At 60.8% G+C, this 13,773-nt stretch carries 7 protein-coding genes; 2 read left to right on the top strand and 5 right to left on the bottom strand.

Annotated features, from left to right (window positions below; all coding sequences use genetic code 11):
- Positions 1-2 precede the first annotated feature (2 nt).
- The gene (locus FHR70_RS13550) at positions 3-2,063 is read left to right on the top strand and encodes a S8/S53 family peptidase (RefSeq protein WP_183450962.1); all 2,061 of its coding nucleotides are present in this window, start codon (positions 3-5) and stop codon (positions 2,061-2,063) included.
- A gap of 36 nt (positions 2,064-2,099) precedes the next feature.
- On the opposite strand, the gene FHR70_RS13545 is transcribed toward FHR70_RS13550, so the two are convergent.
- Positions 2,100-2,456, bottom strand: coding sequence for a DUF2934 domain-containing protein (locus FHR70_RS13545; protein WP_183450960.1), 357 nt, complete (start codon positions 2,454-2,456; stop codon positions 2,100-2,102).
- Between the two features lie 147 nt (positions 2,457-2,603).
- Between FHR70_RS13545 and FHR70_RS13540 the strand changes: the two genes are divergently transcribed.
- Entirely contained in the window at positions 2,604-2,831 is a 228-nt protein-coding gene (locus FHR70_RS13540; protein ID WP_183450958.1) for a hypothetical protein, read from the top strand.
- A gap of 23 nt (positions 2,832-2,854) precedes the next feature.
- Here the strand turns inward: FHR70_RS13540 and glgB are convergent, their stop codons facing one another.
- From glgB to otsA, 4 genes are all read right to left on the bottom strand, one after another.
- The gene (glgB, locus tag FHR70_RS13535; RefSeq protein ID WP_183450956.1) at positions 2,855-5,062 is read right to left on the bottom strand and encodes a 1,4-alpha-glucan branching protein GlgB; all 2,208 of its coding nucleotides are present in this window, start codon (positions 5,060-5,062) and stop codon (positions 2,855-2,857) included.
- A complete protein-coding gene (gene treS, locus FHR70_RS13530; RefSeq protein ID WP_183450954.1) occupies positions 5,059-8,373 on the bottom strand; it encodes a maltose alpha-D-glucosyltransferase in 3,315 nt (1,104 codons plus the stop codon). The genes glgB and treS overlap by 4 nt, the downstream gene beginning before the upstream one ends.
- A 5-nt stretch (positions 8,374-8,378) precedes the next feature.
- Positions 8,379-11,636, bottom strand: coding sequence for a maltotransferase domain-containing protein (locus FHR70_RS13525; RefSeq protein WP_183450952.1), 3,258 nt, complete (start codon positions 11,634-11,636; stop codon positions 8,379-8,381).
- A 259-nt stretch (positions 11,637-11,895) separates the two neighbouring features.
- The gene (gene otsA, locus FHR70_RS13520) at positions 11,896-13,485 is read right to left on the bottom strand and encodes an alpha,alpha-trehalose-phosphate synthase (UDP-forming) (protein ID WP_246408147.1); all 1,590 of its coding nucleotides are present in this window, start codon (positions 13,483-13,485) and stop codon (positions 11,896-11,898) included.
- Positions 13,486-13,773: the final 288 nt, after the last annotated feature.

The raw sequence follows: 13,773 nt of genomic DNA, 5'->3' as shown, positions 1-13,773 counted from the left end.
CCATGGCCTGGAAGCGCGTTCAACCGAAGATTGATCCTATTGCTCAATCCGTCGTCGACCCCTACTCCCATTGGGCCTTGGGACCGGGGCTGCAGGATTTCCTGCTGCCGTCGGTCGAGGAACAGAGCGTTCCGGTTCTCGTGCGCCGCAAAACGGAAGCCTGGGATGAGAAAGCCTGGGCCCTCTGGCGAAGCGCCGCTGAAGACCCCGACATGCCGAAGCGACCGCCCCGCGACGGAGAGCCTTTCGACGTCCGTTTTTTTTCTCTTACCAAGACCCTCCGGTTGATCGAAGACCGGAAGTTTCGCCGCTTCTTCCAGACCCTGGATCGCTTCACCCTCGGTCCGCCCCTGCCTTCCTCATCCGTAGCTCCCCATGGCTATAAGGGCGCTCGACCGCTTCAATCCCCATCGCCCGGGGTGACGCCGGACACCGTCATCGTCGGTATCATCGACGATGGCATTCCCTTCGCGCATGAACGTTTCCGAAAAGCGGACGGCACCACCCGCGTCGAGTATGTGTGGGTGCAGCACGGACCCTTGGGCAACGTGCCAATTGATTTCGATAATGGCTTCGAGCTTCCTAAGGCGGACATCGACGACCTCCTCACGAAATGCCGGCAAGGTGACTTCATCGACGAGGATGAGATCTACCGTCGCGCCGGGGTAGCCGACTTCACCCTCGATGGTCGCAAGAGCCTGGCATGGCGCGCCTCGCACGGCGCCCATGTGATGGATCTTGCCTGCGGCTGGGATCCAAATGAGGCACCGGACTGGCGGATCATCTGCGTCCAGCTACCGACTCCGACAACAGCCGACTCGTCCGGCGCCAGCCTCGCGCCTTATGCCGTCAAAGCCTTGGAGTACATTCGCAACAGAGCCCAGGCTATCGCAGGACCGGGCCTGAGCCTGCCGGTCGTGGTCAATTTCAGCTATGGACTGCTGGCCGGGCCCCATGACGGCACCCACGAGATCGAGTTGGCCTTCGACAGGATTCTCAGCGACCACAACAACACTCCCGGCAACAAACCGATGCGCGTGGTCATTCCCTCCGGAAACAGCCATCTGGCGCGCGCCCACGCAACGGTCTCTTTTCAAGCCGCGGGCGATCAGGCGACCCTGCCCCTGCGCGTGCTGCCTGACGATCTCACGCCGAGCTTCGTCGAAATATGGCTTCCACCGCCCCCCGCCGCTGCAGCAAACCGGGTAGAGCTGACCATTGCGACACCACAAGGCGACGTCAGCCCCCCGCTTGAGGAGAACGACAGCGATTATCTTCAGTATGAGATTGGCGGAAAGGTTATCTGCGAGGCACGATACCATTTCTTCCCTGCGCCTACGGGGCGCGGCATGTTCCTGATCTCCCTGCAGCCAACCACGCGGCTTGAGGCAGAGAAGTCACCCGTCCCGACCGATCCGGTTGCTCCGGCTGGATTGTGGAACCTGACTCTGAAGAACCTGGGGCTATCGGCGCTCCAAGCCGTGGAGGCCTGGGTGCAGCGGGACGATGCGCCTGTCGGCTACCCACGGCGAGGACGCCAATCCTATTTCGATGTCCCCAGCTACGAGATCTACGGCCATGACGGCAAGCCTCTCGAAGAGGACGATCCGGACTGCCCCGTAAAACGCGCCGGCTCGATCAATGCGATCGCCACAGGCAAGGACACCATCGTGATCGGCGGCCTGATGCGCAAGGAGCTGCGCCCGCCCGCCTATTCCGCAGGCGGACCGGTCACGACACCCACTGGAGCCGCTGCGTCCCATCGCTGCGGACCCGATGCGCTGACGGTGAGCGATGACTCCATTGTTCAATCGAGCGTGCTCGCGGCTGGCACACGCAGCAGTTCCGTCATCGCCATGAATGGTACAAGTGTCGCGGCACCGCTGATCACCCGATGGATCGCCTGTGAACTGGCAGACAAGCGCGTCGGGGACAGGGACGCTGTCCGCAAACTGGCCGATGACAAAGAACCGAACCTTTCACCTCCTAAGCCTTCTCCTGAGAGAGGCGGAGCTGGACGAGCGCCGCTACCCCGTGTTCGTCCTGCCAAGATCGAGAGGTAGCCGCTGCAGACGGGACAATAGGGTAAGCCTTGGCCTTTAGCCGGTGCGCTTGCGCCGGGCTTTTTTCTGGGCACTACCCTCTCCGGCGGGCTGCTCGGTCACAGCCTCCATCGCGCCGACGGCTGCGGCCGGGGGTGCATCCTCGACGGTCGCGACGGATTCTTGCGACCGACCTCGGTTCAGTTCACGCTCTGCCCTGTACCAGTGATCATGCGGGTCGCCCGCTCGTCCCTCGCTCTCCCATATCTCGTAGGCTCTCTGGCGAATAGTCTCTTCGCTGGCGTTGGACTGCTGATCCTTCCGCTGACCGCCGCTCGTATCGTCGGAAATCTGGCGGCCGAGATCGAGTCCGATGCGAGGCGCCGCATCTGGTCCGGTCTTGTCCTGGGTCATGATGGTTTCTCTCCTTCAGACGTCGGGTCAATGCCGAGTACGGGAACATGTTTCCTGCTGCCCTCGAACAGCTTCCCGTCACAAACGCAGACTCTGGTTCCCTGGCTGAAAAGTTTGGTACTGTACAGGACAGAGATGGAGGCCTGAATGACGAAAGAGGATCTGGCTCAGAAGCTTGACCATTTGGATCCTGGAGCGAGTCTTGCGATCCCGGAAGATGTGCTGGCGCAGATGTTCGGTGAGGTGACGCTTTCATACGGGTCTCAGGAAGCACTCAGACGTATTGCCGAGTTTGCGCTCGAACACCGTTGCACCTTTGCGTTTCATGAGCATGAAGGTGCGGCCCCTTGCTTCCAGAAGGACGACGTATTCTGAGGAACCTAGAGCCAAAGGTTCGGCTAACCCCACCGAAGCAGAATCGTGCTCAATGGCGGGAGCACGAGGCTTAAGGAGAAGGGGCGTCCGTGGGATGGAACATCCTCGGCCTGCAGAGCGCCGCCATTCCCGAAATTGCTTCCGCCATAGATCTCCGCATCCGTATTGAGAATTTCATGCCAGACCCCTGCCCTGGGCACACCAATGCGATAGGACACTCTTGGAACGGGAGTCATGTTGCTGACAGCAAGGATGATCGAACTGCCGTCCTTTGCCAGCCGCAACATGGCGAAAACTGAGTTCCCGGAATCATCCACTACCGCCCACTCGAAACCATCAGGATCGCTGTCGGTGCCGTGGAGTGCCGGTTCGGCCGCATAGATGCGGTTGAGATCCCGGACGAGCCTTTGGATCCCGGAATGCCGCAGATAATCCAGCAGCTCCCACGAGACCGAAGCATCGTGGTTCCACTCCCGCTCCTGCGCGATCTCGCCTCCCATGAAGAGAAGCTTCTTGCCGGGATGGGCCCACATGTATCCGAAATAGGCCCTGAGATTTGCAAACCGCTGCCATTCGTCGCCCGGCATCTTCCGGATCAGCGAGCCTTTCCCGTGCACGACCTCATCATGCGACAGGGGAAGGATGAAGCGCTCGGAAAAGGCGTAGACCATGCCGAACGTGAAGGCGCCGTGATTGTAGCTCCGGTAGATGGGGTCCTGCTCCACGTAATGGAGCGTGTCGTGCATCCAGCCCATGTTCCACTTGAACGTGAAGCCGAGCCCACCCTCTTCGGGCGGCCGGGTCACGCCGGGCCAGGCGGTGGACTCCTCTGCGATCGTGATCGCACCATGGCATCGTTGGGCCACGATGCTGTTCAGGTGCCTGAAGAATTCGATGGCTTCGAGATTTTCTCTGCCGCCGTACTTGTTCGGGATCCACTCATCCGCCTTCCGGCTGTAGTCGCGGTAGAGCATCGATGCGACGGCATCGACCCGAAGTGCGTCGATGTGAAAGCGCTCCAGCCAGAACAATGCACTGGCGATTAGGAAGCCTTTCACCTCGTTGCGGCCGAGATTGTAGATCAGGGTGTTCCAATCCTGGTGGAAGCCTTCCCTGGGATCGTGATGCTCGTAGAGCGCCGTTCCATCGAATTGCGCAAGCCCCCAGACGTCGGTCGGGAAGTGAGCCGGAACCCAGTCGAGGATCACTCCCAGTCCGGCCTCATGGCAGCGGTTCACGAACTCCGCGAAATCTTCCGGTGTGCCGTACCGTCCGGTCGGGGCGAAGAGGCCAAGGGGCTGATAACCCCATGAGCCTCCGAAAGGATGTTCCGTGATGGGCAGGAGCTCGATGTGGGTAAAGCCCAGCCCCGACACATAGGGAATCAGGCGGTCTGCCAGTTCAGTCCAATCGAGGCTGCGGTTCCCTTCCTGCTCCAATCGCATCCAGGAACCGGCATGGACCTCATAGACCGAGATCGGTGAGATCTCCGTCTGGCGCGCCGCCCTTGTTTCCATCCACTCCGAGTCCGTCCAGGGGAAAGGCTCCGACCGTGCGACGACCGATGCCGAACCGGGAGCAGCTTCGGCCGCCCGTGCAATCGGATCGGCCTTCTGCGGCAGCAATTGTCCATGCGGCCCGATGATCTCGAATTTGTAGCGTTCGCCGGGGCCGAGACGCGCTATGAAGAGCTCCCAGACTCCCGCCTCCCGGCGCAGTCGCATGGGATTGCGCCGTCCATCCCAGCTGTTGAAATCACCCACCACTGAGACACGAAGGGCGTTGGGAGCCCAGACGGCAAATCGCACACCGGTGACACCGTCGATGGTTATGGGCTGCGCGCCGAGGACGGAGCCGAGTTCGTAGTGAGTGCCCTGCCCGATCAGATGCAGATCGAGATCGCCGAGGAGCAGGCCGAAGCTGTAGGGATCTTCCAGCTCCTGCACGGTGTCTGGCCAGTGAATACGCAGCCTGTAGGCGTCTCGATGGTCGATCCTTCCGGCGAACAGGCCATCCGCATGCACGAGGTGAAGCCGGCCAGGCTCTCCATCTGCCTCACGCCGCAGAACCTCGACGGACTTGGCACCCGGCATGAAGACGCGGACGATGCTTCCGCCGTCCGCAGAATGCTGACCGAGAATCGAGAATGGATCGCCATGTCGCCCCTCGACCAAGGCCTGAACGCTGCCTGGCTCGATGCCGGCGAGGAGATCGTCACGTCCGGGCGTCATTCATGTCCTCCGCGGCCCTCTTCTGCGAGGCGTTGCACAATGTCGGACAAACCCTGAAGGGGGATCGCCAACCATTTGGGGCGGTTGGAGGCCTCATACTGGACCTCGTAGGCAGCCTTCTCGAGCAGGAAAAGATCAAGGAGAGAACTGTGCCTGTCAGGCGAGAGACCGAGATGTGGAGCCTGAGCAGTAGCATCCCAGTAGGCGTCCAGGAAAGCCTTTTGAGCTCCTGCATAGAAGTTCTTGAGCAACGAGCCCCGGATCTCTCGAAACTGTTGAGACGAGATATCCTCCTCAGGCATCGACGCGGTGACGGCCACGTAATCAAGGGAGCGCAGCAATCCGGCCACGTCCCGAAGTGGGCTCGTCTTCGCGCGCCTTTCTTCCAGCTCGCGCACGGGCTCGCCCTCAAAGTCGATAATGTAGGCGTCGCCCTGCGAGACAAGCACCTGGCCGAAGTGGAAGTCACCATGGATCCGTGTCAGCAGCGTCCCGCGGCCGGTCTCCGCAAGCCGCTCGACGGATGCGATCAGCTCGTCACGATGCTCCAGAATGCTGTCGGCGAGCGCACGGGTCTCGGGATCCAGATCCCCACGAGCCCCATTCAGGATATCGAGAGCAGACACGAGTTGCTCCTTAGCCCTCGTCGTCCAGACTCCGATATCACGAGCGCTGGCCTCGGTCGGCGCGAAGGCTTGGTCGTCCGTCTGTGCAGCCAAGGCCACATGCAACTCACCGAGGCGCTGCCCCACGACTTCGGCGAAGTTTTCAAGGGTGGTGAAGATCCCCTCCTCCGGGACCGTTTCGTTCTCGATCAGCTCATACTCATCGAGGGTGCGCTTCAGGTTCTCGAGCATCCAGTTCCAGGCGTCGCCCTGGTTGCGGATGGCGCCCTGGACGATTGCGAGGGTATGAGGCGTTCCATCCTCGGAGACCCGCAGGACCTGCCCCAGGAGAGGAGCGGAGTTCTCGTAGCCGACCTTCGTCAGGTACTGCGTCATCTCCGCTTCCGGATGAGTACCGGCAAACACGCGGCGGACGAGCTTGATCATCGCAAGATCGCCGACAATCAACGAGCTGTTCGACTGCTCGGCCGAAAGCCAGCGGATTGGGGCATCCTGCGAGACCTGCATGCAGTCGAGTTCGGGAGTGCCTTCGAACCGGATCTCTCCGTCCGGAGTCTTCACTGTCGATCTCTCGCACAAGGCTTGCAGGATCGCATATGCCCAACGGTCGACGGCAAAGCCATCCGTCAGGAAACCCACCCGAGGTCCTCTGCGGACCCGAGCCAGAGCAAGCTGCTGCGGCAGCGGCAGCCCGCCGGCGCTTTCCCATGCAATGCCCAACGGCATGAAGTAGCGCTCCGTGCGCTTGCCGACGCTCGCCTCGACCTCGGCCATCAGAACATCTTCGGCGAACGGCATCGGCACCGTCCAGGGGACGCGTGCTCCATGCAGTGTCTCGTTTTTGGAGGCAAACCAGCGCCGGATCGGCAGATAGGTGGGCAGGATGTCCCGAGCGACAATCTGCAGATGCCGCTCTTCCAAACCTCCCTGCAGGCCGCCTCGCAGAACCAGGGTTTCGAACTCGGTCAGCTGCTCCGGCGGGGCCGTCCTCCATTGCGGGCTCTCGGCTTCCGTCGTGAGCTGGAACCAATAGAAGCCATAGGGCGGAAGGGTCAGCAGGTATGTCAGCTGGCCGATGGGAGGGAACGGCGACGGGCCGGTCATTTCGACCGGGATCCGACCGGCAAACGCCGACAGGTCGAGTTCGACCGCCTGCGGCGTCCGCGACAGGTTCGCGACGCATAGGATCGTCTCATCCTCGTGCTCGCGCAGATAGGCCAAGACCTTGCGGTTAGCCGGATACAGAAGCCGGAACGTGCCGCGACCGAAAGCATGATGATTGCGGCGGAGCATCAGCATGCGGCGCATCCAGTTCAGGAGCGAATGCTGGTCGCGGCTCTGCGCCTCCACATTGACGGATTCGAAACCATAGACCGGATCCATAATCGCCGGCAGCACGAGGCTTGCCGGATCGGCCCTCGAGAAGCCGCCGTTGCGGTCTGGCGACCATTGCATCGGCGTACGGACGCCGTCCCGGTCGCCGAGGTAGATGTTGTCGCCCATCCCGATCTCGTCGCCGTAATAGACGACGGGCGTTCCGGGCATGGACAGAAGGAGCGCATTCATCAGCTCGATGCGCCGGCGGTCCCGCTGCATGAGAGGCGCGAGGCGGCGGCGGATGCCGAGATTGATGCGGGCGCGCTTGTCGGCCGCATATGTGTTCCAGAGGTAGTCGCGTTCCTCGTCGGTCACCATCTCGAGTGTCAGCTCGTCATGGTTGCGGAGAAAGATCGCCCACTGGCAGTTCTCAGGAATTTCCGGCGTCTGACGCAGGATGTCCGTGATGGGAAAACGGTCTTCCTTGGCGATGGCCATGTACATGCGCGGCATCAGCGGGAAGTGGAACGCCATATGGCATTCGTCGCCATCGCCGAAATACTCCTGGGTATCCTCCGGCCATTGGTTAGCCTCCGCCAGCAGCATCCGGTCGGGATAGGTGTCATCGAGCGCCGCGCGGATCTTCTTGAGGACCACATGGGTCTCGGGAAGGTTCTCGTTATTGGTGCCCTCCCGCTCGACAAGATAAGGGATCGCATCGAGGCGCAGCCCGTCGATGCCCATATCGAGCCAGAACCGCATGACGCTCAGAACTTCCTTGAGAACACGCGGATTGTCGAAATTGAGATCAGGCTGGTGCGAATAGAATCGGTGCCAGAAATAGGCACCTGCCGCTGGATCCCAGGTCCAGTTCGACTTCTCGGTATCGAGGAAGATGATCCGGGTCTCCGGATACTTCTGATCCGTATCGGACCAGACATAGAAGTCGCGTTCCCGCGAACCGGGCTTCGCTAGACGGGCGCGCTGGAACCAGGGGTGCTGATCCGAGGTGTGGTTGATCACCAGTTCCGTGATGACGCGCAGCCCTCGAGCATGGGCTTCACGCACGAAGGTCTTGAATTCCTTCAAGGTGCCGTAGTCGCGACTGACATCCCGGTACTCGGCGATGTCATAGCCGTCATCGAGCCGCGGCGATGGATAGAAGGGCAGCAGCCAGATCGTGTTGACGCCGAGAGAGGCAATGTAATCCAGCTTGGCGAGCAGGCCGGCGAAGTCGCCGATACCATCGTTGTTGGCATCGAAGAACGACTTCACATGCAGCTGGTAGATGATCGCATCCTTGTACCAGAGCGGATCTGTTCCAAGGGAGGTGTCGCTCTTGAGGGACGTGTCGTTCTTCTTGAGCATTCTTGTCAGTCCTTCGGGGCAATGCGCCAGATCGAGAAAGGAAGCTCGCCCGGATCGCAGCGGATGCGCTGGTACTTGCCCGTCCAGGTGAAGCGGTGGTGACGCACGAGGTCTTCAACAACCAAGGAGCCGTGATCCGGCAGGCCGAACTTCCAGAGGGGCAGCTCCACATCGGCCTCCTGCACGTTGTTGGGATCGAAACTGACCGCCACGAGCAGAACATTCTCACGCCCGGGCGTCGCCTTCTCGAAGAAGAGGATGTTGTCGTTCCAGGCATTCAGAAATGAGACGTTGAGGTGCGAATGCAGGGCCGGATTGTCGCGCCGGATCCGGTTCAGGATCGAGATTTCCCGAATGATGTTGCCGGACCGGTCCCAGTCCCAGGCGCGGATCTCATATTTTTCGCTGTCGGCGTATTCCTTCTTCTTGGCGTCGGGCCGCCCTTCGCAGAGCTCGAAGCCGCTGTACATTCCCCAAAGGCCTGACAGCGTCGTCGCGAGCGCCGCGCGGATCAGGTAGGCGGACCGGGGCGCATTCTGCAGGAAGTCCGGGTTGATATCGGGCGTGTTCACGAAGAAATGCGGCCGGAAGAAATCCTTAGGCCCCGTCTGCGAAAGTTCGGTCAGGTACTCCGCCATCTCCCCTTTCGCGTTCCGCCATGTGAAGTAGGTGTAGGACTGCGAGAAGCCGATCTTCGCGAGCCTGTACATGATCTTCGGCCGCGTGAAGGCCTCAGACAGGAAGGCGACGTCCGGGTGGTCGCGGCGCACCTCCCCGATCAGCCATTCCCAGAATGGAAACGGCTTCGTATGGGGATTGTCGATCCGGAAGAGCTTCACGCCGTTCTCGACCCAGAGCAGAATGGTGTCGCGCAGCTCAAGCCACAGGGACGGCATCGCGCCCTTGGCATAAAAGTCGACGTTGACGATGTCCTCGTACTTCTTGGGAGGATTCTCGGCATACTTGATCGATCCATCCGGCCGCCAGTCGAACCAGTCCGGATGCTCCTTCAGCCAAGGGTGATCCGGGGAAGCCTGAACGGCGATGTCGAGCGCCAGCTCCAGCCCGTGATCGGCTGCAGCTGCGACGAGACGCCGGAAATCCTCGAAGGTGCCGAGTTCGGGATGGATGGCATCATGGCCGCCCGCCTCCGAACCGATGGCATAGGGACTTCCCGGATCATCAGGACCGGCGCTAAGGCTGTTGTTGCGCCCTTTCCGATGCGTTCGACCGATGGGATGGATGGGCGTCAAATAGAGAACGTCGAACCCCATGTCGCGGATATATGGGAGCTTGCGAATCACATCGTCGAACGTGCCGTGGCGGTTGGGATCGTCGCTCATCGAGCGCGGGAACAACTCGTACCAGTTCGCGAACCCGGCGGCTGTCCGCTCGGCATCGACCGGGATAGCCCGGGAGCGCATCGTGAAGGGGCGTCGGTCCGCCTCTGTCATGGCGTCCGACGTCTCGGGCGCCAAAAGGAGCTCGAGACGCGCGTCATAATCCGCGCCGACGAGCCTCTCAGCCAGCGCATGAACACGATCGGCGACATCGCCCTTGGCCTCGGCCCTCGCCTTTTCGACGAGGAGGCGCCCCTCCTCCAATTCCAGTGTCACGTCGAGACCGGCAGCGTATTTCTTTTCCAACTCTGACCGAAAGATCGCAAAAGGATCGCGCCATGCGAGAACCGCGAATTCATGTCGACCGAGCCGCTCCAGGGGGAATTCCGCATACCAGCGATCATTGACCAGAGGGGTCATGCGGGTCTCGCGCCACTGCTCCTCATCGATCGCCCTCCAAGCCAAAGCGGCCGCAAGAGGGTCATGCCCATCTCCGAAGACGTCAGCTTCAACTCTGACCACTTCGCCGACGATCCGCTTGACCGGGAACTCGCCACCATCGACTGCGGGCGTGATATTCTCGATGACGAGCCGCGGCGCCTCAATTGCCTGTTCGACGGTCGGTACGGAGACGGCCCCCTGCACCGCCCTTAGGGGATGGCCTTCCAAGATCCGGACCTCTCCTGGCTGAAGTTTGACCACGGTCGTCGGAGTAAGTTCAAGGCCGCCCTCGCCCACTTCGCGAAACGGCATAAACTGGGCGCCGCTCTCAGATGCCACGAACGCACCTGTGGCCTGGGCGGTTCGGCGGAGATCGGCATTCGCGATGATCAGACGGGCCGCCTTGCTCTGCCGTGCATCTTCTGCATCGGTCCTCAGTAAAGTGGTCACGGGAGAGGCATGCCCCACCACGAGATGCAGAGGCTTGCGGACAAATTGCTCATTGCTGCGAGCGAGCGACTGGTTGGCCTCACGGAGCTCCCCCGTGAGATCAAAGCTGCCCCGATCTTGCAATCCTGTGAGCCCCGCTCCATCGCCGCGGGTCGGGTCGAACCTGTCCCGGCAGCCGAACTCGAAGCCCATGGGAATGAGGAGACCATCTCCCACGGACGCGGCCAGCCGCAATGCACGGGTTGCGCGCCGCTCCAGCACATCGAGAGGTTCCACCGCATGGGTGATGCGCTTGTCGAAGGGAACTTCCGGGAAGGCGATCTCGTAGCCGATGCTTCTCAGCTGTTCGTACTCGTCGGCAATCCAGTTGTCTCTCAGGTCCCACCAGCACAGGGAAGAGAACGTCCCGTCAAAACCCGCACCATCGAGCGCCTGCCTTGCTTGAAAATTGGTGCCAGGAGTCCAGGCAAGGAAGCGCACCCCGGGCGCGCCTCCTCTGACGTCAGCTATGAAGCGCCTCAAAGCGGATGCGGGAACCCTGTCCCAGTGGAGACAACGAAAACCGGAAATTCCTGCGGCGACAAGTGCCTGCAGGCGCGTAGCCAAATTCCTCAGATGTGGATGATCGTCGTCTTCAAATGGAACAAGGACCGCTTCCCTTTCAGCCGGGTCCTGCCGCGGATCGAGGGTATCCAGGTTTGAGACGGTCAGGCCGAGTTTGCGGGCGAAGATGCTGTCGGCGGCGACCCGGTCGATGACAATGTCGAGCGACAGGGTGAGCTTTCGCGCATTGGCTCTCTCAGCAAGCCGTGCAAGACCCTCGATTGCTTCGTGATGACCGAGTTTCGGGTGAAGGCGGGTCATGTCACGTGGCAGGAAGACGCTGCCGCCATGTCCCGGCTCGAACGGCGGAGCCATCAGGATCGTGTCGAAGCCCAGGGACGCTGCATGATCGAGGATGTCATCCCAGCCGTCCAAGGGCCCTGCCAGCAGCGGGTGCACGTAATAGATCCGCGGAGCCTTCTGGCTCACGCCCTTTGTCCGTGCTGTCTGGGAGCTTGCAAGGAGGCTGTCGGCTGGTGACACGGTTCGGCCCTGTCGCTGTTCGATTGGATCAACCTGGAACGAGCTCACCACCGGCACAGAAAAGATCAAGGCTTGACCGGCAGAGTCTCCCTGTCAGAAACAGCCCCCCTTGCCTTTGGTTCCTGTTCCTATCGAGATCGCTCGTGATCCGCTCAGCACCCGTGTCTCGCCTAATTCATGCGTAACTGGAAGGAACCGGTCTTCCCTAAGCCGGTGCAGCATCGGCGTTTGGAACTCGGTTACTCTCCGGATCGGGCGAGATTTGGGGCTCTAATGCATCTCCCAGACTATTGAGGAAGTTCTGACACCACGCGTCGACCGTGTTGGTCCGCAGCCGGACCATCATCGATTCCCACCGCTCCCGCCTTTCCTCCAGCGGCATCCGGAGAGCCCTTGCGATGGCCGTAGCGCATGCCTCCGTATCATAAGGATTGACGAGAACCGCACCATCAAGCTCGTGCGCCGCGCCTGCAAAGCGCGATAGGATCAGGACGCCGGGATCATCCGGCTGCTGGGCCGCGACGAATTCTTTGGCTACCAGGTTCATTCCATCCCGCAACGGTGTCACGAGGCCGATCCGGGACATGCGGTACAAGCCAGCGAGAGCCGCATGTCCGACCGTTCTGTTGACATAGCGGACCGGAGTCCAATCCACCTCGCCAAGGCTTCCGTTGGTCCATCCGGCCTGCTCCGCGATCTCACGCTGCATCCGCTGGTACTCGGGAACATCCGAGCGCGACTTCGGTGTGATCTGGATATAGGTAACCCGGTTGCGGAAGTCCGGGTTGGAACGGACAAAGCACGAGAATGCCTCGATCCTTTGCTTCAAGCCTTTCGAATAGTCGAGCCGATCCACCCCGATGATCAGGTCCCGATCTCCCAGGCTGGCCTTGGTTCGGTGCACGAGGGCATTACGCTCCGCACTGGCGGCCGCGCGGGCAAAGGACTCCGTGTCGATCCCGACCGGGAATGCGCCGATCCGAACTTTATGGTCATTGATCTGGTGTTCTCCGGTTCCGATGGCGGATCCGATGTTCTCGCGGACCAGGCAGCGCTGGAAGTTCTCCGCATCTTGCGGCGTGTGAAAGCCGACCAGATCGTAGGCACCGAAGCCATGAAGAAGCTGCTGATAAGCCGGCAGAGCGCTGGCCACATCCGACGGTGGCCATGGAATGTGGAGGAAAAAGCCCATCCGGTTCTTGAAGCCCAGTCGCCGGAGCTCCGCTGCCAAGGGAATGAAATGATAATCATGAACCCAGATGACGTCATCGGGCCGCAACAACGGCGCGAGAGAGGCCGCAAAGGCTCGGTTCACCCGGAAATATCCGTTTAGTTCCTGCCGTTCGATCTGCACAAGATCGAGCCGGTAGTGGCAGACCGGCCACAAGGCACGGTTGGCGAAGCCTGCATAATATTCGTCGTAGTCCCGTTGAGAGAGGTCCAAAACAGCGAAGGTGATGTTGCCGGACTGTACGACCTTCGCCTGATCCGTGGGGTTTTCGACTGTCTCACCGGACCAGCCGAACCAGAGGCCACCGCTTCGCTTCAGCGCTCCCTCAAGCGCGACAGTCAGGCCTCCTGCCTTGCTTGCACCCACTCCAGGCACGGGAACCCGGTTCGAGACTACCACGAGGCGCTGCTGGGACGACGAGGAAGCCTGTCTCCTGCTCCGGCTCGTGCGGGGTGGCCTCTTGGCTTTCTCAAGAGATAGATCCGGCGCTTTCAGCCCGCTCTCCATCAGAGACGGAGCTGCCCGCTCCTGTGCTTCTCGCGTGATGTCTGGGACGTCGGCCATGCTCTGACCTTGATCGAATGGTGAAGGTTAAAACCATCCGGACCAGAGGCAGTTCCCGTGGACCCAAAATAAGCTGTGGGGCATTCACATCTTTTCCAGCGGAGCTTGGCCGTAAGGTAAAATTAGTCCTGAACTGCGGCGAGGCGTCACGCTTTCAGGATGATTTGATAACTATTGTTGAGTATCATTCTGAAGTTGCTATCGGTCTGGCAAAAGGATGAAGACAAAATACAAGCCAGATCATTTCTTGCTTGATAATAGAAGACTAGGGGTTGCCTGTGGAGAGTT

Source organism: Microvirga lupini, assembly GCF_014191055.1.
Taxonomy (GTDB): domain Bacteria; phylum Pseudomonadota; class Alphaproteobacteria; order Rhizobiales; family Beijerinckiaceae; genus Microvirga; species Microvirga lupini_A.
The sequence above is the reverse complement of the archived record's forward strand: the minus strand, read 5'-3'. Positions and strand labels throughout refer to the sequence as shown.